The organism is Tissierella sp. MB52-C2, assembly GCF_030931715.1.
Taxonomy (GTDB): domain Bacteria; phylum Bacillota; class Clostridia; order Tissierellales; family Tissierellaceae; genus Tissierella.
This window is the reverse complement of sequence record NZ_CP133261.1, coordinates 672,035-698,190: the sequence shown is the minus strand read 5'-3', so window position 1 is coordinate 698,190 and position 26,156 is coordinate 672,035. Positions and strand designations below refer to the sequence as shown.

Here is a 26,156-nt window from a genome sequence, read left to right as displayed (position 1 = left end):
AAGAAAATTCTTATAGGAATTTTTCTTTAATAAAATATATTAATTAAAAAAGGGGAGATAGTTTTGAATTTTATTGGGAAAAGATTCTTAGTGTATATTTTATTGATTGTATCAGTATTTGGTGGCTTAGCTGGTTGCACACAAGAAGTAAATAATATAAATACTTCTACAGAATTATCTATGGAAGAAAAGCTTGAGGACTTTGAATACCTATACACAATAATTTCTGATAATTATCCTTTTTTAAAGGTTAATGAAAGAGTTAATGGTATTAATTGGCTAGAACAAAAGACAAAATATATAGAATTAATCAAAGCTTCCAACAGTGATATGGATTTTATGTATAATATTTCTGCCATAGTAAAAGATTTGAACAACGGTCATACTCACGTAATAGATAAAGAAAATTTCACAAGATATTACACCGTATATACCAATCCTAAGCAGGGAAAATCTCTTAAACCATGGGCTAAAGTATTTAAAAATAAAACTGTTCTTGAATGGTATGGATTTAAGGAAAATGAATCTGCAGATACAAAAAAACAAGGATTCTTTAATCTTAATACTCCAGCTTTCATTTCAGATATTATTACACCTAATCAAGTAGCCTATTTGCAAATCAATCAAATGAATGGTGAAAAAATTGAAGAAGACGGCAAAGAAATTAGAAATTTCTATGAAAAAATCAAAGATTATAATAAATTAATTATAGACATCAGAGGTAATAGCGGTGGTGATGATTTATATTGGATAGAAAATGTTATAGAGCCTTTAGCTAAAGAAAGAACATCTGTAGATAACTATATTTTTACGAGGGGTAAATATGGAAAATCTTTTTATAAGGCAAGGAGAATAAAACAGTCCCCTGTAACAAGCATAGCAAAAAGTATTTTAGAAGATTTTCCAGAAGAGGTAAATACAGATTTTGACTATTATTATATATCTAGCAGAGTAGTAGTTCCAAAAGACCCCGTGAATTTTAATGGTAAAATATATTTATTAGTAGATAAAGCTGTTTATTCATCTTCAGAAAGCTTTGCCAGTTTTTGTAAGGATAGTGGTTTTGCAACCTTGGTAGGCTCCACTACTGGTGGAGATGGTATTGGAATAGATCCATTGTTCTTTTCTTTACCCAATAGCGGTATAGTAGTACGTTTTAGCAGTCTACTAGCTCTAAATGGTGACGGAACTATAAATGAAGAAGTACAGACTACTCCTGATATAGAGATAGATCCTACAATCGGCACTAGTTATAAAACAGATGAAGCAATTCAATATATTCTAAATAATTAAATTATAGGATGTTTCCTTATCTTTTTTTTAAGGAAACATCCTATATTATTACTCAATATAAAACACCTTATAATCATCTAACCTTAAACAAGTCATTCTTCCATCATCATAACAATTTCCCGTATCTATACCTATTTTATCCCTATGAACTTCATCAAACCAAATTTCATAAGGTATTTTTGATTCTACTTCAAGTACTTTATCTATATATCTTCTAGGAGAATGCCCAAATATGGTGATTAGATTATCCAAACCTTTGGATTTTATAAAATCATCTCTTACCCAAACAAGTCTATCCCTTTGTTCAACTAAAGCATCTTCTAATGATTTCTCTTTTAAACTTTCAATCAATCTTTCTGGTTCAAAACCAGCATGGACTAATAGAAACTTATTATCTATTATCTTAAAATATGGTAAGTTTTCTATATAGGATAAAATCTTTTCTTGTTCTTCTAAGGTTCTTTTATTAAATCCTTCTATAGTAGGTTCGCAGCCATTTCTTCCCCATCTTTCTATCTGCTTCTCGTCCTTATATTTAAGTGCATAAAGCATCATCTCATCATGGTTTCCCATGATTACTTCTATCTGTGGATGATTCATTACAAACTCTATAGTTTCTATAGGTTTATCCCCTCTATCTACTAGGTCTCCGATTATATAAAGTGTATCTCCACAACCAAGCTCAATAGTTTCACTAAGTCTTTTTAGTCTATCTAGTCTTCCATGTATATCACTGACTACATATTTCATATATTATCACCTTATCTTATCTAATTTTATTTAATTCTTTTAATATGTTCATATATTCCATATCAAGCTTTTCCTTTTCCTCTACTTTTGTAGCAATAGAAATAAGTCCTATTACTTCACTTAGTCTATTCTCTAATATAGCTTTCTTATATACAATATCCTTATCTTCAAAGTCATCAAATTTATTATTGTAATCATTGAAATTTCCCTGGAAAGTATTGATCTGCTTGTTTTCAATATACATTATGGTATCTGCCACATTTTCAATTAATCTTCTATCATGAGAAACAAATAATAATGTACCACCGTAATTTATTAAGGCTTCTTCCACCGCCTCAACTGAATATATATCTAAATAATTAGTAGGTTCATCTAATATTAATATATTAAAATCACTAAGTAGTATTTTTGCCAAAGATACCTTTACTTTTTCTCCTCCACTTAGCACACTCACCTTTTTATATACATCATCTCGTTTAAAAAGAAATCTAGCTAAAATATCTCTTGCATCTTGTTCTAAACCTACTTCAAGTAGATTTTCTATTATAGTTTTATTTTCATCTAAAATATTTAAGTTTTGACTAAAATAGCCTATATTAGCCTTCTTAGAAATACTAATATTATCCTCATTTTCCATTATCATTTTTAGTAATGTAGTCTTTCCACTACCATTATCACCAATTAAAGCAACCTTAGCTTTGTTATATATTTGAAAATTAGAGTTTTTGAATAGTGTTCTCTTCCCAAAAGATTTAGTAAGGCTTTTACCTTCAATAACTATTTTAGAAAAAATCTCATTCTCACTAATATCTACTTTTATTTTATCTATTTCTCTTAGTTTATCCTTTACCTCTAGTTTGTCTATTCTAGAAGCCACTGCCTTTACCTTATTATCTAGTTTTTTCTTGGCAGTTTGCCCACCCATTTTATGAAGTCTAGCTTCAGAATTTCCCATTCTTTTAGGTGAACTTTTTATTTTATCTGATTTTGTCTTAGTATCAATTAAATTTTTTTCTAATCTTCTTTTTTCATTAATATACTTCTCATATTCTAGCTCTTGGGTCTTTCTTTCCAACTCTTTTTGAGTCTTATAATGAGAGTAATTTCCTTCATATATTTTAATTTTTCCATCTTCAAGTTCTACTATCTTATTACATACTTTATCTAATAAATCTCTGTCGTGAGAAGTAATAATCATAGCTCCTTGAAAGCTAATTAATTTCTCTATTAATATATCTATTCCCTCAGTATCCAAGTTTGAAGTTGGTTCATCTGCAATGAGGAATTTACGATTTTCAGTTAAAAACTTAGCAATTTTTAGCCTAGTCAACTCCCCACCACTCATAAATTCCTTATTCTTATCCTTTAATCCCAATTTACCTATATACTCACCATCTACTTCCTTATTTGGACTATCTTCTAGTTGTTTAATATAAAATGGCTTAATATTTGTTCTTATGGTTCCATTATCTGGACTAATTTCTCCTGAAATTAAATTCAATAATGTGGTTTTTCCACAACCATTTAATCCAACTAAACCTAGTTTATCATTGGAATATACTTTTAAATCCTTAATATCTAATACAAGTCTATTACCAAAATACTTCTTTAAATTATTTATATCTAAAATTAACATAAAAATCCCTCCTGATTATATCTGAAGGGATTAATTTCGTTATTATTGCAAAAGGAATAAACCAACCTATATAGGTTAATTTAAGAATAATAAATGATTATAATCACCTTCAGAACATTTGTATGCCAAAATAAACCTATTAAATAGGTAGTATTTTTTAAAACCAAATTGTTCTTTAATTAAAGGGATTATATTCTCATTGTTCTAGTATCCATCCTTTTCTATTATTAAAATTAACTAAATATTATCACAAATCACTTAATTTTGCAAGAAGATTTTATCTATTTAAAAACCATTCTACTAATTCACTGCTTATACTAATAGATTTTCTAGATATTTCTTTGACTTCTTCCTTTGAAAACCATTTAGCATCTACGATTTCTTCATTATCCACTTTTATTTCTCCATCAAGATATTCTGCCGTAAATCCAATCATCATAGAATTTGGAAATGGCCAAGGTTGGGACCCAAAATATTTAATATTATGTACTTTAATACCTACTTCTTCAAAGACTTCTCTTTTTACACAGTCTTCAAAAGTCTCTCCCATTTCTACAAATCCTGCTAGTACACTATACATCCCCTCTGGAAACATTTTGTTATGGGCTAATAATAGCCTATCTTCCTTTATAACTGCAACAATTATGGCAGGAGCAGTTTTAGGCCATACCATATTATCGCAATTTGTACAAATCATCGCTCTATCATTTCCACTGACTTTCATAATCATCTGGGAGCCACATACTCCACATCTCTGATTCTCCCTTACATGGTTCAATAAAAGCAATGCCTTAGCTCCAACTAAAAACTCTTCATGACTTATATCTTTAGAATAAGTTCTTAAATCTATAAACTTATACTTATTATCTTTAATTTCTTCGATTTCTCCAGAATAACAATCTGCTCCATCATAGGCTCCCAGGCATTGAAGATGATTAACCTTCAAATCAAGCCTTTTTATATCTTCTCCATTAGGTATAATATATTTTTCTCCTTTTACTTCTACCATAAGCTTATCTTTATGAAATAAATACATCTCTTCTTTATTGCATCTATTATATAGTGGCTCCTTTGAAGGCTCAAATTTTATATACCTCTCCATCTATATCACCTATCCCTTCTGTTCTTCTAAAAAACATTTTCTACAAAGAGGCTCGTATTCATCTGTTGCTCCTATTACTATTCTTTCCTGAGCCTTAGTTTTTCTATGACTTACCCAAGCATCTATACCACATTTAGCACATACTGCATGATGTTTATATAGATAATCTGCCATAGGCATAAGTTCCTTTACTATTTCAAAGGCTTGTCCAGTAAAGTCCATGTCAAGACCTGCCAGTATAACAGTTTTATTTTTTTCTAAAAGCTTATTTATGACATCTGTAATCTCTTCTATTTTTCCTCCTAAGAATTGCACTTCGTCTATGGCTACAACATCTGGATCATGTAGTTTGCAGTACTCACATATTTCGGATATATTGTTTACAATTACTGCATTTAAAGTGATGTCATCATGGGTTCTTATTTCTGAGTTAGGATATCTAGTGTCTACTGATGGTTTAAAGGCAACAGTTTTATATTTAGCTATATTAAATCTCTTTACATCCTTTTCTAAGCTTGAAGTCTTTCCTGAAAACATGGAGCCTGTATGTATAATTAATTTTCCTTTATATTGATGCAAAACGAATTCCTCCTTAATATTAGTACTGAAATATTATACCATCTTTTACAGCTTAGGACAAAATTAATATTTTTGTAACTTCACATATTTCATTCCTTGAGAATACAATAAATTACTATATATTTATTTTGGGAGGTGTTTTATCTATGGATAATCTTTTAGTTGAGATTAAGAATATTGGAATGACTTATCACAGCTTAGAAGGTGAAACTGAAGCCATTAAAAATATAAATTTAAATATATCAAAGGGTGAAATAGTTGGAATCGTCGGTCCTAGCGGATGTGGAAAATCTACCCTATTATCAATAGTAGCAGGACTTATAGAGCCAAGTGAGGGAAATGTATTGATAAATGGGAAGAAGGTAAGTAAATCTAGTAGTGATATTGGATATATGTTTCAAAAAGATCAACTTTTAGAATGGAGAAATATTTTAAATAATGTAGTTCTTGGATTAGAAATTCAAGGGAAATTAAATTCAGAGGTCTATAATACTGCTAAAGAAATGCTTCATAATTATGGATTAGGAGATTTTATATATTCATATCCTAGACAGTTATCTGGAGGTATGAGACAAAGAGTTGCCTTAATTAGGACTCTTTTATTAGAGCCAGAATTACTTCTTTTAGATGAGCCTTTTTCTGCTTTAGATTACCAAACGAGACTTGCCATAGCCGATGAAATTGGTACTATTTTAAAAAAAGAACAAAAAACTGGTCTATTGGTAACTCACGATATAGCCGAAGCCATTAGTTTATCAGATAGAATTGTTATCCTTTCCAATAGACCCTCAACAATAAAGGAAATTGTAGAGATTAAATTAACCTGTCCACTTGGGAGAGAAACCCCTTTAGGATGTAGGGAAGCGCCTGAATTTAGATATTACTTCAATAAGATATGGAAGGAGTTGGATGTACATGTCTAATCAAAAACCTTCTAAAGAACATGAAAAGTATTTAGTTAGTCTGAAGAAAAAAAATAGAAATATCTTCTTAACTCAAATAAGCATTTTAATACTAAGTCTTTTATTATGGGAAGTGGCAGCTTATTTTAACTGGATAGACACATTTCTAACCAGTTATCCATCTCAAATTTGGAAGCTGTTTTTAAATTATATGAAGCAGGGTAATCTATTCTATCATATTGGAATTTCAGTAATGGAGACTATAGTAGGATTTTTAGGTGGAACATTATTAGGTGTCATCATAGCCATTGGTCTTTGGTGGTCAGATTTTTGGGCTAGAGTGTTAGATCCCTATTTAGTAATGCTAAATAGTCTTCCTAAAACTGCCCTAGCACCTATTATAATTATTTGGGTTGGTGCAGGATATAGTGGCATCATAGTGACGGCTATTACCATATCTATAGTAGTTACCATAATGAATATGTTTGAAAGCTTTATATCAGTAGATAACGATCAAATAAGGCTATTAAATACCTTTGGTGCTACTAAACTGCAAATTCTACAGAAAATAGTGATTCCATCATCTATTCCCGCACTTATTAATACTTTAAAAATCAATATTGGATTGTCGTGGGTAGGCGTAATAGTGGGGGAATTTTTAGTTTCTAAAGCTGGTATAGGATATCTAATCGTCTATGGTGGCCAAGTATTTAAGCTAGATATTGTTATGATGAGTGTATTTATCCTAGCTATTATATCAGTATTAATGTATAAGATGATAGCATTATTGGAAGATAAACTGAAAAGGTGGTAAAATTAAAATAACTATAAAAGTTGGCGCTAATGCCAATTTTTATAGTTATTATATAGTTTAATCCATTATTTAACTGGATCTCTAAAGGAGCAGGGTAAATCAACTAGACATTTTCCACAAACATCTGCCAATCCAAGTTCCTTATAAGTTTCTCCATTAGTTAAACACATTTCATAACATAAATGTCTATTGAAATCGCTTAATTTCAATGCATCGTTTACACATCTATCTATACATTTCTTACAACTGCCATTGTTTTTATATAGGCAATTTTCCTTATCTTTTCTTGTAGTTGGTTCAATTTTCATATTTGTAACTACAGTTCCTATCCTACCGCAACATCCTTTTTCAGTAATCAACATATTGTTTAGCCCAAATTTACCAAGTCCTGCTATAAATCCTATATGTCTATGTGACCAATCACTCATTAGTTTTTCTGTATCAAAATTATGTGTTGCAGGTACAATTTTAGTTCTATAGCCTAATTCTCCTAATTTTTCTGTTAAGTATTTATTTATTTCTGCAATAATATTATTAGTTTCTATATAGGCAATTGCCCACTCTTTAGAACTGCACCTATCTTTAATATTGCTATTTGGTATATATTCTTCAAAGGGCAGGAAATAAGCAACTACAGTTTCTGCATCATCAAGTAAATCATGAGGCAGTAAATGCGTTTCACTTACTACCTCCTTTAACTTATGAAACATTGGATCTTCTGCATATGCATATGCAATTATTGGTTCTTTCCATCTTGTAGTTATATCCTCATTATTCTGATAGCTGAAAATAAATTCTCTTATAGTATTCTCGATTCTTTCTTTCATACTATCTTCCCCTTTATTACCTATTATTTAGATTCTACTTTTTTTACTTCTACCTTTTCCATTGTAATTTGTTCTGCTGGCTTATCATTAGCTCCAACTTTTTCATTTGCAATCTTATCTACTATGTCCATTCCTTCATAGACTTGCCCAAATACAGTATGCCTAAAATCTAACCATGGAGTACCACCTAATTCTTCATATCCATTTATTACATCTTCTGAAAAACCTGCTTTTTCTCCTAATTCTTTTATTTGATCCATTAATTTCTTATCTACACTTGAACTTTGAACTATAAAGAATTGGCTGCCATTAGTTCCTGGTCCTGCATTTGCCATGGACAATGCTCCTCTAAAGTTATGATAATTTGGATCAAACTCGTCTTCGAAAGGTGCTCCCCATATACTTTCTCCACCTGTTCCTGTACCTTGTGGATCTCCACCTTGGATCATAAAGTCTTTGATTACTCTGTGGAATATTACTCCATCATAATATCCATTTTCAGCATGAGTCTTAAAGTTTTCCACTGCCTTTGGTGCTGCCTCTGGAAATAATCTTATTTTAATATCTCCAAGATTTGTACTAATAACAACTACTTCTTCTCCCTCTTGAGGCATTTTTAATTGGTCTAAGTTCATATAATTTCCTCCTTGATTTTCGTCATTTTTTTCTATTTCAGTATCATCATTATTACCTTTACATCCTACTGCAAATAAAGCAATAAGGGAAACAAGTAATATTAGTATAGTTTGCTTTGTATATTTATACATTTCTCCATCTCCTAGTTAATAATACACCATAATTTTATGGTTGTATATAGTTAGTATTAGCTTATATATCATTATTATTTGGTATGATATTTCCCTCAAAATTTGCGCTTATAACTCCATGAATCTGATAAATTTCTTTATATAGGTTATTAATATTAAAATTATTAGGTGTTTTAACTATAAAACGGATTTCCATAATTCCATTTTCTTCATCATAACCACTATTATTTAATATCATAATATCTTTAATAGATACATAATGTTTTCCAAAAAGTACTCCTATTTGACCAATAATACCCGGCATATTTGTAGCTATGACTTCAATAGCTTTATATTTTTTCCTTAATATTCTCTTTTCGAATATTCCTACACTCATTAAAGTAACTAAAACTATGAATGTAGTAACAATTGCCCCTAAATAGTATCCTGATCCTATGGCTAGCCCAATACCAGCACAGACCCAAAGGCTGGCGGCAGTAGTAAGCCCACTAATATTATTTCCTGTTCTCATAATAGTTCCTGCACCAAGAAAACCTATTCCACTTACAACTTGGGCTGCTAATCTGGCTGGATCACCTTTTGGTACACCTTCACCAAGTCTTAAAAACCCATCAATAGAAATAAGCATGATTAAGGTAGAACCTAATGTTACTAAAATATGAGTTCTAAGACCTGCAGGTCTATTGTTGACTTCCCTTTCAACCCCTATAAACCCCCCTATTATGGCGGATAATAAAAGTCTTGCAATTATTTCAATTTTCGATATCATGGTAAAGACTCTCCTTTAAATTTTATATCCTTTACCATTTATCATAATGTATTTTATTACTGTCGTAATTATTAGATGGCTCTTTTTCTTCATCTTTATTTCCTACTACTACCATACCTATAGGAATTATATTATCTGGCAGCTCTAAAACTTCACTCATAGAATTTACTAAATCAGATGAATCATATAATCCACACCATACTGCTCCTAATCCCATTCCATGGGAAGCTAGAAGAATATTTTGTATGGCAGCAGAACAATCTTCTACTAAAAATCCCTTAGCAGGTTGTTTTTCTTCATCTCCACAAACTACTATTGCACATCCAGCGTTAGGCAGCATCTTTGCATATTTATGGAACTGAGATATTTTTTGAAGTAAATCCTTATCCCTTAATACTACAAAGTTCCAAGGTTGAAAATTGTGAGCAGATGGAGCTTGAAATCCAGCCCTAAGCAAGGTATCTAATTGCTCATCAGTAATTACTTCTCCTGTAAATCGTCTTATACTTCTTCTAGTCATAATAGCTTTTAGTATATCCACTTTACCACTCCTTATATTTATTATATTTATATTTATTTTTATATTATGTTATAATAATTATGCAAATAATAATGGAGGTTATACCTATGAATATAATTGAAAAACAATGTAAGGTCTGCCCTATAGGATGTAGTCTTAAAATTATCAAGGATAATAATAAGTATTCTGTTGAAGGCAATAGATGTAATAGAGGTCAAGAATATGGTATAAACGAAATCAAAGAACCCTCTAGAGTTCTTACATCTAGAGTATTACTTAAAAATGGTCCTATGAGTAGGCTACCAGTAAAGACTACTGATATTATTCCTGAAAATCTAGTAGAAAAGTGTATGGAAATCATCAAAGTAACTGAAGTATCTGCCCCTGTAGAAAAGGGAGATATTATTATAGAAAACATATTAGACACTGGTGTAAATGTGATTGCAGCCCGTCGAGTAAATAGTCTATAATAACTCCGATTTTTGAAGCTTGGCTTCAAAAATCGGAATTATTTTTTATGAAGCCCCCTCTTTAGAATATATATAAATAATGCAGTCAAGATTACTCCCTTAAATACTGTGCTAATACTCATACTCCACCATACTCCTGCCATTCCTAGTATAGTACTTGATAATATCAAGGCTCCCGGAATTCTAAGTAAGTTTAATATAATTCCTGTAGTAGCTGGAATATATGTCTTACCAATTCCATTGAAACCTCCTGTAGATGCTATCTCAATAGTTATAAAAAGTTGTGAAAATCCTAATATTCTTAGATATGTTTTTCCCATTTCTATTGCTTCTAAATCATTTGGAGTAAATATTTTAAATATTGGTTTTCCTGCAAATACTAATAAAAATGTGGCAAATATACCTATAATGCTTACTATTCTAAGTCCTTTATAATAACCTTCTTCTACCCTATCATAATTTTTTGCACCATAGTTTTGTCCTACAAAGGCTGCTATGGCAGTAGAAAAACCCTCTGCCGTCATCCAGGATATTGATTCTATCTGTGAACCTACAGAAGATACTGCAACAGGAGTCGGTCCCCAATTAGCTAATATTTTTGTTAGTACCATAGATATTAATGCATGGGCTCCTGATTGTAATGAAGACGGAAATCCTAATTTAAATATTTTCTTAATATAGTTCATATTAGGTAATTTAAATAGGTTTAAATGTGAAAATAAAACTCTATTTTTTCTTGAAACAAATACATATATTAACGTAACTATAAATTGTGCAGTTATAGTAGCTAATGCTGCCCCTTTTATTCCCATGGCTGGAATTGGCCCAAATCCGAAGATTAAAACTGGGTCTAAAATCATATTCGCCACTAGTCCAATACTTGAAATAATAAAAGGTGTAACACTATTTCCTGAAGCATTAAATATAGCAGAATATACTGGATTCACAAAATTAAATATAAATCCACAAGCCACGATTACTAAATAATCAATAGCCATTTGAATAGCTTCTGCATCTCCTAAATTAAAAAAGCCAATGACTTGATTTCTAAATACTAGTAGAATTAGAGAATACATAAGCCCTATAAATATATCTAGTTTTAATCCATTTGATATGTATTCTCTTGCATCTTCCATATCATCTCTTCCATGAGCTTGAGCTACCCCTACACTTACTCCTATTGAGGATATAAGTACAAGGGACATACCAAACCACATAAAAAACCCTGCTGTTCCTGCTCCAGCTACGGCATTTGTACTAAGTCTGCCTAGCCACATCATATCTGTTAGATTATACATCATCTGTATAAAAGATGTACCCATAATAGGCAATGCCAATCTAGTAAGGGTACTGGATATATTTCCTTCTGTCAAGTTAATATTCTTTTGCATATACCTCTCCTTTAGTTGATTAATAAATTTATTCTTAGCGACTCTAAATAATTGTATAGTAAAAAATGAAATTAATCAAGATAATTAAAAAAACTTTAGTAGAACCTTTGCTATAATTTAACTACCTGTTGATGTATAGTATCTTACTCCTAATTGCCACACAAGTAGAGAAAATATAAAAAACACCAATCCAATTAAAGGCGAAATCCATCCTAGCCATATGGGGTAATTGAATAATTGAGATTTTTCCAATATGTTTAAGGCAGGAAAATAGTTGACTGTAGCTAAGGGAATAATATATATAAGTATTTTTCTAAACCAAGGCTTATATATTGATATTGGATATTGGGCTGCTTGTACTCCACCATAAGTAAAGGAGTTTACTATTTCTAAACTCTGAACAGACCAAAAAGACAAAGTAGCTTGAAGCACTATAAGTCCTGAAAATAGAAAATTTCCCCCTAAAATTGATCCAATTAATAGTAAAGTTTTACCTAAAGTCCATCTTATATTTAATTTAAATACAGCCCATATAAGCACAACAAGACCTTGGAAAAGTCTTCCTATTCTCATTATCTGAAAATCATGCCCTAAAATTTGTAATACTGTAGTCCTTGGTCTAAGTAATATCCTATCAAAATCTCCTGACCTAACTAATCTAGGAAAAATATCAAATCCTCTAGTCCATCCTTCTGTAATAGCAAATGCTATATGAACTATTCCATAAAATAAAGCAGCTTCTTCAAAAGTAAAACCTCTTATATTACCAAACCTTTCGAATAATACCCATATACCAAGAAATTCAATAAAAGTTATTAAAAAGTGACCTACAGACATCATAATAAAAGAAGCCTTATATTGAAGCTGAGATTCTATATTCAATTTAATATATTTAAAATATAATCTTATACTTTCCATATTTTAGCCTCCTTGTACTATTAGATCTTTTATTTTTCTATTTAATATCCATTGTCCAATTATATAAATTACTAATGCCCAAGAACACTGAAATAAAAAATATTTTGGTAGTTGATTAATGAGAATTTCACCAGTAAAAAATCTAGCTGGTATATCTACTAAACCACTAAAGGGCAGATAATTTAATAATTGTTTCAACTTATCTGGGAAAAGGGGCAATGGTACTATCATTCCCGAGAATAAAGTCACTATAGATGATAATAGTCTTTGTATCCCATCTCCAGAAATAGAATAAAGAGTAGTTATGTTTATTATATTTGTTATGGTACAAGAAATCAGAAGTGCTCCAAAGGTAGCCACTATCCATCCTATGAAAGCCAAAGTATTTAGTGGTAATTCCATACTATAATCTTTTGGTAATAATAAGGCTATGATAAATAAAGGAATAGATCTAAGTAGAGTTGGAGCAGTTCTTAGGGCAAATGCCCTTGCAAACCAGTAATTATATAGGTTCATTGGCCTTATAAGCTCATATGTTACATTTCCTGTCCTAATTAAATTTTGGATCTCACTATCTCCATTCCAAGGTAACATTCCAAGCATAGCTTGACCAATCCATATATAAGTGATGGCAGACTTATAATTAATAGGAGTTTCCACACCTGAAGAACTGTAAAATCCATATAAAACCATGACCATAATAGTTCCAAAGAAAAATTGAGTCACTGCCCCTGCAAAAGCAGCTATTCTATATTGTAACAACAAATTAAATCTAATTTTTATAATAGATAAAAATGCTTTCATATATTTAATTCTCCATATAATTTAGCAATAATTTCTTCAATGGGGGTATTTTCTATTAATATGTCTTTTATTCTATATTTAGTAGATAAAGTGTTTATTAAATCTGCAGGGGTTATTATATCTGGATCAAAATCTATGACAAGCCTATTTTTTTCTTCTTTTATTAGAGTTGTTCCTACTATGGAAAAGTCACTTGCTCCTTCATGAATGTCTATAATCAATCTTCTATCTTTCGATACTGTATCCCTAAGAGACTGTAAAGAACCATCTAAAAGAATTTTACCCTTTCCTATTACCATTACTCTATTACATAGTGTTTCAATATCATCCATATCGTGGGTTGTCAGTATTACTGTGACTCCTTTTTCCTTATTGAGTTTTTTTATAAATTCTCTAACAGCTAATTTAGATACGGCATCTAGTCCTATGGTAGGTTCATCGAGGAAAAGTACTTGTGGAGAATGAAGTAATGATGCAGCTAACTCACATCGCATTTTTTGACCCAAACTTAGTTGTCTTACTGGAGTATTTATGAATGTCTCTAGATTAAGCCATTCTATAAGTTCTTTTTTAATCTTTAAGTAATCTCCTTTTGGAATCTTATAAATATCTTTTAAAAGTTCGAAGGAATCAATTACAGGTAAATCCCACCATAGCTGAGTTCTCTGTCCAAAAACTACTCCTATATCTTTTACATAATCAATTCTTTCCTTATATGGAATTTTTCCTAGAACTTTACATTGTCCCGAATTTGGTGTTAATATGCCAGACAATATTTTAATTGTGGTAGATTTTCCTGCTCCATTTGGTCCAATATATCCAACGAGTTCTCCTTCATCTATTTCAAAGGATATATTGTCTAGAGCATTTATTAATTTGTATTCCTTATGTATAATACTTTGTAGTCCACCTATTATACCAGATTTTCTTTGTGCTATTTTATATTCCTTAGACAACTGATTTGCTACAATAACCATGACAAAACCCCCTCTCTATTTTTTAAAACGTAAGGTTGATTTTACCAAAGTAAGCAGATAAAGTCAACAAAAAAACTCTTATGTAACATATTTGTTATATAAGAGTTTTAAAACTGTGAATTAATTATTTACTCCAGCGTTTTAAATGTGGAAGGGCGTTATTTAGTATTGCTCTTGCTTCTTCTTCAGCCATTCCATTTTCCTTCATAAAAGGTATACAAGTTTCTATCATTTCTTCCATTGTTTCATCTGGTTTTCTAAAACTTCCATCTTCATAACAATAGGTGCAATAATCTAAACTTTTACTTCCATCTTTCTCTTTACCATAAAGGCTAATATCTTCCATTGGCATTCCACAGCTTTGACAATATTCTTGGTTCATAAGACTTCCTCCCTATTTTTATTATTTATCTTATGATACCATTATGTTTTGCCAACAGTATGTCATGTTTAATACTTTTCATAAATTTTTTGTGCTCTCTTCTTGATTATATCTTTAATATAATGTGGCTCTAGAACTTCTATATACTCACCATAACTTAATATCATGGAATAAACCCATTCATCCTCTGGAAATGAAGTTCTAACTATAATATAACCATCTTCACTTATGATAATATCCTCTTCATAAAAAAGCTCTTCTACTCTTTGTTGTGCTTCAGGAGAAAATTTTAAAATTAAATCTACCATATTATTTTTAGAAATACTTTTATACTTAAAATCTTCATAACTCATTTCTCTCCGATTAAAACTTTCCTCTAATAAATGGATTTTATGTATTCTAGAAAGCTTAAAAAATCTATAGCTATTTCTTAAAAGACAATATGAAAAAACATACCAATTAAGTCCTTTTAACACAAGACTCATAGGCTCTATTCTTCTTTCTGTTATATTTCCATCACGATTTCTATACCCTATATGTAATAGCTTTTCTTTCCTTATTCCTTCATATATAATCTTATATTTCTCTTTATCTCCAAAATTAGCTCTATATCCCCAAGGCAAGTCACATATTATCAACTCATTAAAATAATAATCGAATTCCTCTCTTTTATCCTTTGGTACAATATTACTTATCTTACCAATTGTTAAGTCAATATCTTTGTTATGTGAAAAATTTTCTATATTTTTTAGTGCAATGACAATTGAAGTCATATCATCTAATGTTAGTAGCTGATGACTCATTTTATAGTTGTCTAAAATACTAAATCCTCCATCCCTGCCTTGGTTAGATACTATAGGGATGCCTGCTAAATTGATAGTTTCTATATCTCTATATATAGTCCTTACTGAAACTTCAAATCTATTAGCCAATTCTTTAGCAGTTATATTATCTTTGTTAAGTAATATAACTATAATAGAAAGCAGCCTATCTATTTTCATCATTTATTTCCCCTTTTTACTAATCCTTAATCACAAGTCCCAATAGTTTAGCAAAATCTATTACTTGTGTATTTGAAATTATAGCTCCATATAGTTCTTCTATTCTTATACCTATCCCTTCTATATCACAAGTACTTAAATCTATATCTTTTAACTTTGTTCCACTCATTTGTATTTGCTTCATATCATTCTCCTGAAATCTTACTTTAGAAAGTTCAACACTTTGAAAGTCTCCATTTCTTAATAAGCAGTTCATAAAAATTACTTGTTTAAAATTAGAAACTCTAAAGTTGCCATAGGATAAATTGCAATTATTAAATACTACATTTCTAAAGGTTCCATCAATTATCTTTACACCCATCATCTTACAATCTATAAACTCCGTCCTATGTATAATTGCCCCACTTAAATCTATATTAGATAAGTCACAGTTAATAAACCTCACATTCGTCAGTTCAAGTCCCCTAAAAAATATATCTTCAAATATAACATTTCTAAATATAATTTTCTCAAATACTACTTTCTCTGCCCTTTGTTCTTCTATATAACAATCACTTATAACCCCCATACTAAAAAAGTCTTCATCTTGAATATCTCTGTCAGTTATATCTAAGTTCTCTAACCTCGCTGGAATTTGAGGCGATAAAATCTTTATTTCATCTTTTGTTTTTTCCACTTTATTCCCTCCTAATACTCAGTAATAAAACTCCCAACCTCTGCCTGTACTACTTCAATTAATTTAGATACAGGAAGCTCCACTTGAACTCCAATCTTTCCTGCACTTACAATAAGCTTATCTATATCTAGAGCAGATGTGTCTAGAAAGGTCTTATAATTCTTCTTCATCCCTATGGGGGAGCATCCACCTCTTATATAGCCTGTAAATTTTAATACATCTTTTACTGGTATCATATCTATATTTTTTTCTCCTGCTAATTTTGCAGCTTTTTTAAAATCCAGTTCCTTATGTACAGGTAAAAGAAAAATATAAATATTTTTACTATGACCTTGAGTTACTAATGTCTTGTAAACAAATTTTGGTTCTCTGCCAATTTTTTCTGAAACTGAAATTCCATCTATTCTATCATCACTTTTATCATAAGTAATGGTATTATACTCTACTTTCATCTGGTCTAAAATACGCATAGCATTTGTTTTTATATTGGACACATTATTCACCACCTAATTGATTATAAATTTGGCAACACTAATTCAATTTTAAATCCCTTACTTATACTGTTATCATAATTTATCTTACCTTTATAGTCCATAATTCTTTTTTCAATTCCCAACAATCCATTTCCTTTAACAAATTCATCACAGCCTACTCCATTATCAGCCACTATAATATTTATTTCTTCAATAGATAACTTGATACTTATATTAATTTCATCACATTTACCATGTTTTACACTATTAGTTATGATTTCTTTTATGGAAGTATATATTATATCTTTATATTCAGGTAAAATCTCCTCTATACTCTCTTCCACATCTAATATTATTTTAACCTTTCCTGTATACTCTATATTAGCAACTATTTCTTTTAAGGAATCTATAAATGTTTTGGTGACTTTCTCCTTTAAGGCATAAACAGCCTTTCTCAAATCCTCCATACTTCTCTTAGCCAGTATATAGGATTTATTTATTAGCTCTTTAGCTTTATCCATGTCTCTATCTATAATCTTCTCTGCCACATCTAGATTCATATTTAAAGCTATAAGATTATGACCTAAATTATCATGAATTTCTTCCGCTACTCTATTTCTTTCTTTACTTATAGTTAATTCTTCTATTTTTTTCGATTGCTCCTTTAGTTTTTCATAAGATAATTCCAATTCCTTATTTAGTCGTTCTACTTCTCTTTTTTCTTTTCTTAAGGCTTTATATCCAAATAAACTTACTAAATAGAAACATATTCCCGTTGATACCATAATAATACCCAATATATCATAATAACCTATATTATCATAACCTGATATCATTCTAAATGAAATTAGAGCTAGAAGAGATATTACTTCTAATGATATAAATAATCTTGAAATTTTTCCTTCTCCATATAAAATTAATTCATACAAAATCAGATAAAAATATATATCTATATATCCCTCTATATGCAATGATAATATTAGGTTTATTATCATTCCCAAAGCTATAGATGAATAATATTCTTTTACAGTTTTATAAAAATATTTTTGCCTTAGATAATCATTTATTACTATTACTAAAAATAATACAAAGCAAATTAATGCCTTAATATTATTGTCTCTACAACGATAAATAACGTCCATCCCTATAAGAATCAGTACTGCCTTATATAAATAACGATTGTACTTGTAAGTTTTATTCATCTATATTACCTCATTGTTCTAGTTATCTCTATTTCTGTTTTCACTCTTATATTCTTAATATAAAGATACCAAATAACCAAAGTCATTACAACTAAAAGAGCCCCTTTAGTATAAAACACCATATCACTACCTATATTTTCATATATATAGGAACCAGCTATATATCCTATTGCTCCTCCTATACCACTGGCAAAACTATATAAGCCATAGGACCTTCCTCTTTTATCTTCTCCTACAAAATCAATAATCAATGATGAAAATGCAGGACTATAGAACATTACTATAGTAGAAATCAAAGTATATAAAACCATAAAACTATAATACCCTTTATTAAAAGGTATCAATACTTGAAGTATGGCATTTATAAACATACCGGCTATAACTATCTTTTCTCTCCCGTATTTATCTGATAAACTACCAAATCTCTTTGGTAGGAAAAGAGCTAAAATAGATGCTGGAATAAATAAGAAGGTTATTAGACTAAGGTCATTTGTAATATGCTCCTGTAAATATAATAAATATATTGGTGCTGTTAAACTGATTATCAATGAAATAACTCCTATTATTCCCAGGAAATATTTTAATTGTTTCTTATCTTTAATATTACCTGCCTTATATTCCTTTTTAAGATTAATGGTCTCTGGAACTTTTTTAATTGTATAGTAGACAGATATGGAACTAGTAATTAGAAAGATAGTAAATATTAATTTAAATGGATTATCAGTAAAATTATTATATAGAATAGTAAACCCAATAATACTACCCACCCATTCACCTTTAGCCATAAATTGATTTAACAAACCAAAATTTTTACCTCTATTAGTTTCATTACTTATATCGGAGATAAAAGTATCTACACTTATCCATAAAAATGAAGCCCCTAAGGATTGAATTATTCTCCCTATCAATAGATATTTAAAATCCTTAGCTAATATAAAAAATATATTCACTATTGTATAAAAAATTGTACCTATTAATATCCCTATTCTTCTTCCTTTCTTATCTATTAAGCTTCCTACCATAGGTCGTATCATAATGCTTATTATTGAAAAAATAGAATAAAGATACCCTATTTGGATAACATTTGCCCCTATAGATGAGGCATATATAGGAAATATAAACCCTATAAAGGACAATGGAAAAGATATAAAATAGATGGTTTTTCTCAGCTCTTGCATAGTATTACCTCCATTATAATTATAATTTTCTGTAGATATTATATAAGTCTATATACTCTATTTTCTTAGTATCTTTATTAATACTAATAATAAAGTTGGATACTAAACTATAAAATTTATTTATATTTTCCTTAGAAGAAACCTAAGATTTAATCACATAATTCTTAACAGGATATATATTATTAAATATTATTGGAATACTTTCTCCTAACCAATAATCACTGTCTTCAGAGTATACAACTTGAATATGAAGATGGGGTATTATTGAGTAGCCTGAGTTACCCACCTCTCCAAGATAATCACCTATTTCTAGGTTTTGTCCAAGATTTACTACAATAGTATCTTTTTTAAAATGATATAAAGATATATAATAATTGTCACTCCTAATAATAATTTGATTTCCAGTATTATTAGGTAATCTACCATGTGGGATATTATCCTCTAGATTTTCAATTACCTTTATTACCTGACCTGCTATAGGACTATATACTTTTTCTCCATAAATATTGTAATCCTTATTAGAAGATGATAGTAGATTACATTTTTGGAAACCATATTTATTTAGTTTAATCAGATCTACAGCAAATTGCATAGAATAATAATTTTTTATATTTTTTCTTTTCCATCCATAATAATGGTAATTAGTGAAATATGATTTTTTACCATCTCCACCATCAATAACTAAAAACTTACCATTTTCAAAAGGAAAAGTTAAATCAAAACAATTTTTCTTTTTCCTTTTACTTAAAATAATATTAATATTTATTACGGTAAAAATTATAATAAAAATGATCCTTCTGAAACTATTTCTCAAGTCACTTAATTGCCCAAATATAATATCTTGAATAAATATAATTCTATAGATAATTAAAAAAGTACCAATTATTATAAAAAAGCTATATACATATCTCAAGTAAAAACTGGTATATCCCCAATAGCAAAATGAAAAATGAAAAAAGAATATTACTAATACATATATAACCAATAAAATATATTCACTTACTGTGTCATACCTTCCAGTGAAAATCATATAAATTAGTTCAAATGGTACTATTACCTGAGAATATAGGTTAGCCAAAAAAACAATTACTTTATTAGATCCCATATTATCACTCCATAGTTTATTTATATTTCAGGAACAAAAGGTTCTAATACCTTAATTATATAAGAATATTGAATATTCTAAATCTAACCAAGGTCATGTTTTCATATTACTAAAGTAATATAAAAAGCTATGATTAATTAATCATAGCTTTTTCCTCTCTTAATAAGTAATGCCAATTGAGTTCTATCTCTTAACTCTAATTTATCTAATATTTTTGTTATATGATTTTTGACTGTTCCTTCTGTTATGTATAAAGTTTTAGAAATTTCCTTGTTAGATTTTCCTTCTCCAATAAGCAATGCTATTTCATATTCTTTTTTAGTCAGTTCTTTAAATATATCTTTACTTATATTTTTCTGAATAGTATTGTTTTGCTTCATAGACTCTAACATTTTCTTAGCCACATCTGGTTGTAGCAGTACATTTCCCTCATATACTGTTTTTATTGCTCTTACCAACTCTTGGGAAGATATATCCTTTAATAAATATCCATCTGCACCATTTTTTAGTCCTTCAAATATGTATTCATCCTCATTGAAAGTAGTCAATATTAATATTTTTATATCTGGATAATTTTCTTTAATAATCTTTGTTGCCTCTACTCCATTCATCACAGGCATTCGTATATCCATTAAAATTAAGTCTACTTCCTTATTCCTTAGTATTTCCATGGCTTCCTTTCCATTAATAGCTTCATCTACTACAAATATATTATCATAAATTCCAAGCATCATTCTAAGTCCTTCTCGTATTAGACTTTGATCATCTACAATTAAAACTCTAATCATCTCTATGCCCCTTTCTTAGAAATTAAATAACTCCGATTTCTGATGCTAGAAATCGGAGTTATTTAATTTTATACTAAGTATAGTACTATACCTACAAAATGTAATACAGATGCTGCTAATACAAATAAGTGCCATATCGCATGGTGATAAGGTATCTTTTTTATACTATAGAATATGGTTCCCAATGTATAAAGCAATCCTCCACCTAATATCCACATGAAAAAACCTAGTGAAGTCATTCTAATAATTGGTTTTATTGTAAATACTGCTATCCATCCCATACCTATATACATAATTAAGGATACTGCTTTGAACTTATCAAATTTTCCAAAGGTAAATATTTTAAATACAACTCCTATTATGGCTATGGACCACACTGAAATCAGTATTCCAATTCTTAATGCTCCTGTCATAGTAAGAAGCGCTATTGGCGTATATGTTCCAGCTATAAATAAAAATATAGATGAATGGTCAAATACACGAAGTATTTGCTTTGCTCTTTCATAAGGAATACTATGATATAATGTAGATGCTAGGTACATTAAAATCAAGCATGAGCCATAAATACTAAAGGCAACTATAGAAATAGTTTCCCTTTTTTGTATAGATAGCACCAATAGTACGACTAAAGATACTATTCCAAATAAAACCCCTAGCCCATGAGTTATACCGTTGGCTATTTCCTCCTTCACTGTATATTTCTTACTTAGAAGTTGAACTGGATTTTCTTTTTTCATAATTTCACCTATCCTTTCTCGAGGAAACTCCCCTGTCATTTACTCCCCCTGATCTGTTAAAATTACTGGCCCATCTTTGGTAATGGCTAGAGTATGTTCATACTGGGCTGATAGTTTACCATCTACTGTTCTTGCTGTCCATTCATTATCATCTATTTTCATATGATATGTTCCCACATTTATCATTGGTTCTATGGTTATAACCATACCTTCTACCAATCGTTGTCCTCTGCCTGGAATTCCATAATGAGGTACTTGAGGATCTTCATGCATCTTCTTTCCTATTCCATGACCTACAAAATCTCTAACTACAGAATAACCATGGGATTCTACAAAGGATTGTATAGCATGACCAATATCTCCTAATCTATTTCCGACTACTGCTTTTTCGATTCCTTTATATAAGGACTCCTTTGTTATATCTAATAATGTTCTTGCTTCATCAGATATATTGCCTACAGCATAGGACCAAGCAGAATCTGCAAGCCATCCATTTAAGTTGACTACCATATCAATAGTTACTATATCTCCATCCTTCAATGGCTCTACTCTAGGATACCCATGGCATATTTCATCATTTATAGATGCACAAGTCGCATATGGATAGCCGTGATATCCTTTTTGTTCTGGATATGCTCCACGTTCCTCTAAGTATTTTTCCACAAATTTATCTATTTCCATAGTAGATATTCCAGGCTTTATAATCTTAGCTATTTCCTTATGTAGGTTTGCTAATATCTCTCCTGCTTTTTTCATATTTTCTATTTGTTCTTGAGTCTTTAATATAATCATTTAATCTCCCTTTCCTTTATATTAAGTTATTATTTATCTATTTATTAATTTTATAAAATCCTTATTATCATGTAAATTTACAAAATCTTTATCTGTCCTTATATATTCTATTATACTTGGCAATAAGACTATAGCTTTTCTTAAATCACTGATGGCTCTCCTATCATCATTTAATAAGGAATAGCAACAAGCCCTATTATAATATAAGTCATGGCCATCTGGGTTATGATTTATACCATCTGTTAATAAATCTATTGTATCTTCATATCTTTTTTCTTCTATATAAATAGCAGATATATTTAAAAATGAGTATGGATATTCAGGATATATATCTATGACCCTATAGTAATATTCTAAGGCCTTTTTATTATCTCCTAAAGCCTTTAAAACAACTCCCTTATTAAATAATGCCTTATAATATTCGGGTTCAAGCTCTAAACTTTTCTCTATAAATTTTAATGCTTTATTATATTGCCCTAATTCCTCATATATAGATCCTATATTATTATAGCTTATATAGTCATCAGGTGCCAATTCAATTACTTTATTATAATACTCAATAGCTTTATCCTTATTACCCTTTTCATCAAATATATTGGCAGCATAATAATATGCTCTATCATAATTAGGGTCCATATCTATGGCCTTATGGTAGTATTCTAAAGCTTTGTCAAAATCATTCATTTTCTCATATAGCATAGCCATACCATAATAGGCTCCTGCTTCTCCTGGATTAATTTTTGTTATCTTTTCATAAGTAAATAGTGATTTTTCCATATAATCCAATTCATCATATATCTCAGCTATATTATATAGTATTGATGTATACTCTCCTATTTCTTCTGTAAATTCTAAGGCTTTTCCGTAAAAGCTAATTGCCTTTTCTTTATCATTATTCAAATAAAAATTTTCTGCCAATAAAATATAATTATATTGTTTATTATTATTGGTTATTTTACTCAATAAAACCACCTCTTAAGTTTTATACTACCTATAGTCTACCACATTTTATACTAAAAAAAATAGAGGAATTATTATTCCTCTATTTTTAATGCTCTTATTGAATTTAATATGGCTATAATAGATACTCCAACATCTGCAAACACTGCTTCCCACATAGTAGCCATTCCTATGACTCCTAATATTAGAACTATAATTTTTAATCCTAATGCCAATACAATATTTTGAGTAACTATTTTCTTAGTATTTCTAGCGATTTTAATTCCTGTAGCAATTTTTCCTACTTCATCTGTCATAATAACTATGTCAGAAGCTTCTATGGCAGCATCTGAGCCTAAACCACCCATAGCTATACCTACATCTGCTCTAGCAAGAACTGGTGCGTCATTTACTCCATCTCCTACAAAGGCTACTCTACCATTACTATCCTTAACTATATCTTCGAATTTGCTAACCTTATCTTGTGGGAGAAGATTTCCATATATTTTATCTAAGCCCACTAATTCTCCTACCTTCTTAGCGGTACTTTCATTATCTCCTGAAAGCATAATAGTTCTTTTAATTCCTAAAGCCTTTAATTTTTTAATATCTTCCACTACACTATCTTTCAATTCATCAGATACTATAATTGTACCTATATGCTTATTATTCTTTCCTATATATACTACAGTACCTATAGAATCGGCTTTTTCTACCTTTATATTTTTTTCATCAAATATTTTTTTATTTCCTAGTATAACTTCTTCTCCATCTATAAATACCTCTATTCCTTTACCTGGTATTTCTTTATATGATTTTATATACTCCTTATTTATTTCTTTATTATATGCATCTAATATGGATTTACCAATAGGATGATTTGAATGACTCTCTCCATATGCAGCTAGTTCTAGTATTTCGTCCTTTGAATATCCTCCATAAGAAATTATTTCTGTTACTTTAAATGTACCTTTAGTAATAGTCCCTGTTTTATCAAATACTATTGTGTCTACGTCATTTAAAGCTTCTAAATAGTTTCCGCCCTTTATTAGTATTCCAGCCTTAGATGAGCCACCAATTCCGCCAAAGAAACCTAATGGAATAGATATAACTAAAGCACAAGGGCAGGATATAACTAAGAATACACAAGCAGTATAAGCCCATTGTCTTAAATCTCCACCCATAAATACAGTTGGCACTATGACTATGGCCAATGCTGCAAATACTACTACTGGAGTATAATATCTAGCAAATTTAGTAATGAATTTTTCTGTTGGAGCCTTCTTACTTGAGGCATTTTCTACTAAATCAAGTATCTTTGATACAGTAGACTCTCCAAATTTCTTTGTTACTCTAATTTTTAATAATCCATGATTATTTACAGTTCCAGATAAAACATTATCATTAACTCCTACATTTCTTGGAACTGATTCACCAGTTATATTTGAAGTATCTAAAGAAGATTCACCTTCTATTATAATTCCATCTAATGGAACTTTTTCTCCCGGTCTTACAATTACAGTATCGCCAATATTTACTTCATTAGGGTTTACTACTATAGTTTCTCCATCTTTTTCTAAATTAGCTGAATCTGGACGTATATCTAATAGAGAAGATATGGATTTTCTTGAATGATTAACTGCCATTCCTTGAAACATTTCTCCTACTTGATAAAATAACATAACTGCTACCCCTTCTGGATACTCCCCTATTATAAATGCTCCTATGGTAGCTATAGTCATTAAAAAGTTTTCATCAAAAGGTATCCCAGCCATTATATTCTTTACTGCTATTAGTATTACTTCATACCCTACTATAACATAAGAAAGAGCATAGACCATTAGTCTTGGTGTTCCCTCTAGTTTTAAAAGATAAGGGAGTATAAATAATAATCCACCTATAATCAATTTAATAATTTCCTTTTTGCCTACATCACCATGATCATGGTGGTGATCGTGGTCGTGACCATGATGGTCTATTTCTGTTTTATCTATTACCTTTACATGAGGTTCCAGTTTATTTACAATTCTCTTTATTTCTTCAGTTATTATAGGTGCTTTTTCATCTTCTTTTACATTAATCTTTAATTTTTTAGATACAAAATCTAAACTAGCAGTTTCGACTCCATCTAGTTCATTAGAAAGTTTTTCTATTTTTCCCGCACAACCAGCACAATTAAGTCCATCTAATTCTAATTCGATCTGCTTCATATTGTGTCCCCCCAATTACATATTAATATATGAACAACCATTCATATGTTAATATAATTATATGATAGGAATTGATTTTTGTCAATATCAAAGAAGCTTCTATGGAATCAGTTTAAGCTAATTTTCTCTTTACTATACTTCAATTTTCTTCCCA

At 29.9% G+C, this 26,156-nt stretch carries 28 protein-coding genes; 4 read left to right on the top strand and 24 right to left on the bottom strand.

Features of this window, described 5'->3' with window-relative positions; genetic code table 11:
- Nucleotides 1-63 precede the first annotated feature (63 nt).
- Nucleotides 64-1,293: a S41 family peptidase gene (locus RBU61_RS03540; protein ID WP_308878180.1), complete on the top strand. Its 1,230-nt coding sequence runs from the start codon at nucleotides 64-66 to the stop codon at nucleotides 1,291-1,293.
- Nucleotides 1,294-1,341: 48 nt separating this feature from the next.
- On the opposite strand, the gene RBU61_RS03535 is transcribed toward RBU61_RS03540, so the two are convergent.
- The 4 genes from RBU61_RS03535 to RBU61_RS03520 all read right to left on the bottom strand — a co-directional run bounded on the left by RBU61_RS03535 (nucleotide 1,342) and on the right by RBU61_RS03520 (nucleotide 5,360).
- On the bottom strand, nucleotides 1,342-2,043 hold the full coding sequence (locus tag RBU61_RS03535; RefSeq protein ID WP_308878179.1) for a fructose-bisphosphatase class III: 702 nt from the start codon (nucleotides 2,041-2,043) through the stop codon (nucleotides 1,342-1,344).
- 16 nt (nucleotides 2,044-2,059) lie between these two features.
- Complete coding sequence (abc-f, locus tag RBU61_RS03530) at nucleotides 2,060-3,679, bottom strand: ribosomal protection-like ABC-F family protein (RefSeq protein ID WP_308878178.1); 1,620 nt, start codon at nucleotides 3,677-3,679, stop codon at nucleotides 2,060-2,062.
- A gap of 277 nt (nucleotides 3,680-3,956) precedes the next feature.
- Nucleotides 3,957-4,781: an NAD(+) diphosphatase gene (nudC, locus tag RBU61_RS03525; protein ID WP_308878177.1), complete on the bottom strand. Its 825-nt coding sequence runs from the start codon at nucleotides 4,779-4,781 to the stop codon at nucleotides 3,957-3,959.
- A gap of 9 nt (nucleotides 4,782-4,790) precedes the next feature.
- Nucleotides 4,791-5,360 (bottom strand): thymidine kinase, encoded by a 570-nt coding sequence (locus RBU61_RS03520; RefSeq protein WP_308878176.1) that lies wholly within the window; start codon nucleotides 5,358-5,360, stop codon nucleotides 4,791-4,793.
- A 146-nt stretch (nucleotides 5,361-5,506) separates the two neighbouring features.
- On the opposite strand from RBU61_RS03520, the gene RBU61_RS03515 reads away from it, so the two are divergent.
- Nucleotides 5,507-6,283 (top strand): ABC transporter ATP-binding protein, encoded by a 777-nt coding sequence (locus tag RBU61_RS03515; protein WP_308878175.1) that lies wholly within the window; start codon nucleotides 5,507-5,509, stop codon nucleotides 6,281-6,283.
- Nucleotides 6,276-7,076: an ABC transporter permease gene (locus tag RBU61_RS03510; RefSeq protein ID WP_308878174.1), complete on the top strand. Its 801-nt coding sequence runs from the start codon at nucleotides 6,276-6,278 to the stop codon at nucleotides 7,074-7,076. The genes RBU61_RS03515 and RBU61_RS03510 overlap by 8 nt, the downstream gene beginning before the upstream one ends.
- 65 nt (nucleotides 7,077-7,141) lie before the next feature.
- Here RBU61_RS03510 and RBU61_RS03505 read toward each other — a convergent pair whose 3' ends face one another.
- From RBU61_RS03505 to RBU61_RS03490, 4 genes are all read right to left on the bottom strand, one after another.
- A complete protein-coding gene (locus RBU61_RS03505) occupies nucleotides 7,142-7,903 on the bottom strand; it encodes a hypothetical protein (protein ID WP_308878173.1) in 762 nt (253 codons plus the stop codon).
- Between the two features lie 23 nt (nucleotides 7,904-7,926).
- Entirely contained in the window at nucleotides 7,927-8,538 is a 612-nt protein-coding gene (locus tag RBU61_RS03500; RefSeq protein ID WP_374212508.1) for a peptidylprolyl isomerase, read from the bottom strand.
- A gap of 193 nt (nucleotides 8,539-8,731) precedes the next feature.
- Complete coding sequence (locus RBU61_RS03495) at nucleotides 8,732-9,439, bottom strand: MgtC/SapB family protein (protein WP_308878171.1); 708 nt, start codon at nucleotides 9,437-9,439, stop codon at nucleotides 8,732-8,734.
- A 31-nt stretch (nucleotides 9,440-9,470) separates the two neighbouring features.
- On the bottom strand, nucleotides 9,471-9,980 hold the full coding sequence (locus RBU61_RS03490; protein WP_308878170.1) for a nitroreductase family protein: 510 nt from the start codon (nucleotides 9,978-9,980) through the stop codon (nucleotides 9,471-9,473).
- Nucleotides 9,981-10,066: 86 nt separating this feature from the next.
- Here RBU61_RS03490 and RBU61_RS03485 point away from each other — a divergent pair, with 86 nt between their 5' ends.
- The gene (locus RBU61_RS03485) at nucleotides 10,067-10,429 is read left to right on the top strand and encodes a DUF1667 domain-containing protein (protein ID WP_308878169.1); all 363 of its coding nucleotides are present in this window, start codon (nucleotides 10,067-10,069) and stop codon (nucleotides 10,427-10,429) included.
- A 38-nt stretch (nucleotides 10,430-10,467) separates the two neighbouring features.
- Here RBU61_RS03485 and RBU61_RS03480 read toward each other — a convergent pair whose 3' ends face one another.
- The 16 genes from RBU61_RS03480 to RBU61_RS03405 all read right to left on the bottom strand — a co-directional run bounded on the left by RBU61_RS03480 (nucleotide 10,468) and on the right by RBU61_RS03405 (nucleotide 26,002).
- Nucleotides 10,468-11,820, bottom strand: a complete 1,353-nt coding sequence (locus tag RBU61_RS03480; RefSeq protein ID WP_308878168.1) for an MATE family efflux transporter — start codon at nucleotides 11,818-11,820, stop codon at nucleotides 10,468-10,470.
- A gap of 117 nt (nucleotides 11,821-11,937) precedes the next feature.
- Nucleotides 11,938-12,738, bottom strand: a complete 801-nt coding sequence (locus tag RBU61_RS03475; RefSeq protein ID WP_308878167.1) for an ABC-2 family transporter protein — start codon at nucleotides 12,736-12,738, stop codon at nucleotides 11,938-11,940.
- Nucleotides 12,739-12,741: 3 nt separating this feature from the next.
- On the bottom strand, nucleotides 12,742-13,542 hold the full coding sequence (locus RBU61_RS03470) for an ABC-2 family transporter protein (protein WP_308878166.1): 801 nt from the start codon (nucleotides 13,540-13,542) through the stop codon (nucleotides 12,742-12,744).
- Nucleotides 13,539-14,519 (bottom strand): ATP-binding cassette domain-containing protein, encoded by a 981-nt coding sequence (locus tag RBU61_RS03465; protein ID WP_308878165.1) that lies wholly within the window; start codon nucleotides 14,517-14,519, stop codon nucleotides 13,539-13,541. The genes RBU61_RS03470 and RBU61_RS03465 overlap by 4 nt, the downstream gene beginning before the upstream one ends.
- Before the next feature lie 124 nt (nucleotides 14,520-14,643).
- Entirely contained in the window at nucleotides 14,644-14,901 is a 258-nt protein-coding gene (locus tag RBU61_RS03460) for a zinc ribbon domain-containing protein (RefSeq protein ID WP_308878164.1), read from the bottom strand.
- Between the two features lie 68 nt (nucleotides 14,902-14,969).
- The gene (locus tag RBU61_RS03455; RefSeq protein WP_308878163.1) at nucleotides 14,970-15,905 is read right to left on the bottom strand and encodes a YafY family protein; all 936 of its coding nucleotides are present in this window, start codon (nucleotides 15,903-15,905) and stop codon (nucleotides 14,970-14,972) included.
- Between the two features lie 16 nt (nucleotides 15,906-15,921).
- Nucleotides 15,922-16,578 (bottom strand): pentapeptide repeat-containing protein, encoded by a 657-nt coding sequence (locus tag RBU61_RS03450; protein ID WP_308878162.1) that lies wholly within the window; start codon nucleotides 16,576-16,578, stop codon nucleotides 15,922-15,924.
- Between the two features lie 11 nt (nucleotides 16,579-16,589).
- A complete protein-coding gene (ybaK, locus tag RBU61_RS03445) occupies nucleotides 16,590-17,072 on the bottom strand; it encodes a Cys-tRNA(Pro) deacylase (RefSeq protein WP_308878161.1) in 483 nt (160 codons plus the stop codon).
- 20 nt (nucleotides 17,073-17,092) lie between these two features.
- Entirely contained in the window at nucleotides 17,093-18,253 is a 1,161-nt protein-coding gene (locus tag RBU61_RS03440) for a sensor histidine kinase (RefSeq protein WP_308878160.1), read from the bottom strand.
- 5 nt (nucleotides 18,254-18,258) lie between these two features.
- The gene (locus RBU61_RS03435; RefSeq protein WP_308878159.1) at nucleotides 18,259-19,431 is read right to left on the bottom strand and encodes an MFS transporter; all 1,173 of its coding nucleotides are present in this window, start codon (nucleotides 19,429-19,431) and stop codon (nucleotides 18,259-18,261) included.
- A 142-nt stretch (nucleotides 19,432-19,573) separates the two neighbouring features.
- Entirely contained in the window at nucleotides 19,574-20,536 is a 963-nt protein-coding gene (locus RBU61_RS03430) for a M23 family metallopeptidase (RefSeq protein WP_308878158.1), read from the bottom strand.
- 137 nt (nucleotides 20,537-20,673) lie between these two features.
- Nucleotides 20,674-21,324, bottom strand: coding sequence for a response regulator transcription factor (locus tag RBU61_RS03425; RefSeq protein WP_308878157.1), 651 nt, complete (start codon nucleotides 21,322-21,324; stop codon nucleotides 20,674-20,676).
- 68 nt (nucleotides 21,325-21,392) lie between these two features.
- Entirely contained in the window at nucleotides 21,393-22,100 is a 708-nt protein-coding gene (locus RBU61_RS03420) for a hemolysin III family protein (RefSeq protein WP_308878156.1), read from the bottom strand.
- Entirely contained in the window at nucleotides 22,101-22,853 is a 753-nt protein-coding gene (gene map, locus RBU61_RS03415) for a type I methionyl aminopeptidase (RefSeq protein ID WP_308878155.1), read from the bottom strand.
- A 33-nt stretch (nucleotides 22,854-22,886) separates the two neighbouring features.
- Nucleotides 22,887-23,816, bottom strand: coding sequence for a tetratricopeptide repeat protein (locus RBU61_RS03410; protein WP_374212478.1), 930 nt, complete (start codon nucleotides 23,814-23,816; stop codon nucleotides 22,887-22,889).
- Nucleotides 23,817-23,887: 71 nt separating this feature from the next.
- The gene (locus tag RBU61_RS03405) at nucleotides 23,888-26,002 is read right to left on the bottom strand and encodes a heavy metal translocating P-type ATPase (protein WP_308878153.1); all 2,115 of its coding nucleotides are present in this window, start codon (nucleotides 26,000-26,002) and stop codon (nucleotides 23,888-23,890) included.
- Between the last annotated feature and the right edge of the window lie 154 nt (nucleotides 26,003-26,156).

Excerpts from the sequence above, each read along its gene's own strand:
- RBU61_RS03535 (WP_308878179.1), bottom strand. The coding sequence starts at position 2,043 with ATGAAATATGTAGTCAGTGATATACATGGAAGACTAGATAGACTAAAA.
- abc-f (WP_308878178.1), bottom strand. The coding sequence starts at position 3,679 with ATGTTAATTTTAGATATAAATAATTTAAAGAAGTATTTTGGTAATAGA.
- nudC (WP_308878177.1), bottom strand. The coding sequence starts at position 4,781 with ATGGAGAGGTATATAAAATTTGAGCCTTCAAAGGAGCCACTATATAAT.
- RBU61_RS03515 (WP_308878175.1), top strand. The coding sequence starts at position 5,507 with ATGGATAATCTTTTAGTTGAGATTAAGAATATTGGAATGACTTATCAC.
- RBU61_RS03510 (WP_308878174.1), top strand. The coding sequence starts at position 6,276 with ATGTCTAATCAAAAACCTTCTAAAGAACATGAAAAGTATTTAGTTAGT.
- RBU61_RS03505 (WP_308878173.1), bottom strand. The coding sequence starts at position 7,903 with ATGAAAGAAAGAATCGAGAATACTATAAGAGAATTTATTTTCAGCTAT.
- RBU61_RS03500 (WP_374212508.1), bottom strand. The coding sequence starts at position 8,538 with ATGAACTTAGACCAATTAAAAATGCCTCAAGAGGGAGAAGAAGTAGTT.
- RBU61_RS03495 (WP_308878171.1), bottom strand. The coding sequence starts at position 9,439 with ATGATATCGAAAATTGAAATAATTGCAAGACTTTTATTATCCGCCATA.
- RBU61_RS03485 (WP_308878169.1), top strand. The coding sequence starts at position 10,067 with ATGAATATAATTGAAAAACAATGTAAGGTCTGCCCTATAGGATGTAGT.
- RBU61_RS03480 (WP_308878168.1), bottom strand. The coding sequence starts at position 11,820 with ATGCAAAAGAATATTAACTTGACAGAAGGAAATATATCCAGTACCCTT.
- RBU61_RS03475 (WP_308878167.1), bottom strand. The coding sequence starts at position 12,738 with ATGGAAAGTATAAGATTATATTTTAAATATATTAAATTGAATATAGAA.
- RBU61_RS03470 (WP_308878166.1), bottom strand. The coding sequence starts at position 13,542 with ATGAAAGCATTTTTATCTATTATAAAAATTAGATTTAATTTGTTGTTA.
- RBU61_RS03465 (WP_308878165.1), bottom strand. The coding sequence starts at position 14,519 with ATGGTTATTGTAGCAAATCAGTTGTCTAAGGAATATAAAATAGCACAA.
- RBU61_RS03460 (WP_308878164.1), bottom strand. The coding sequence starts at position 14,901 with ATGAACCAAGAATATTGTCAAAGCTGTGGAATGCCAATGGAAGATATT.
- RBU61_RS03455 (WP_308878163.1), bottom strand. The coding sequence starts at position 15,905 with ATGATGAAAATAGATAGGCTGCTTTCTATTATAGTTATATTACTTAAC.
- RBU61_RS03440 (WP_308878160.1), bottom strand. The coding sequence starts at position 18,253 with ATGAATAAAACTTACAAGTACAATCGTTATTTATATAAGGCAGTACTG.
- RBU61_RS03435 (WP_308878159.1), bottom strand. The coding sequence starts at position 19,431 with ATGCAAGAGCTGAGAAAAACCATCTATTTTATATCTTTTCCATTGTCC.
- RBU61_RS03430 (WP_308878158.1), bottom strand. The coding sequence starts at position 20,536 with ATGGGATCTAATAAAGTAATTGTTTTTTTGGCTAACCTATATTCTCAG.
- RBU61_RS03425 (WP_308878157.1), bottom strand. The coding sequence starts at position 21,324 with ATGATTAGAGTTTTAATTGTAGATGATCAAAGTCTAATACGAGAAGGA.
- RBU61_RS03420 (WP_308878156.1), bottom strand. The coding sequence starts at position 22,100 with ATGACAGGGGAGTTTCCTCGAGAAAGGATAGGTGAAATTATGAAAAAA.
- map (WP_308878155.1), bottom strand. The coding sequence starts at position 22,853 with ATGATTATATTAAAGACTCAAGAACAAATAGAAAATATGAAAAAAGCA.
- RBU61_RS03405 (WP_308878153.1), bottom strand. The coding sequence starts at position 26,002 with ATGAAGCAGATCGAATTAGAATTAGATGGACTTAATTGTGCTGGTTGT.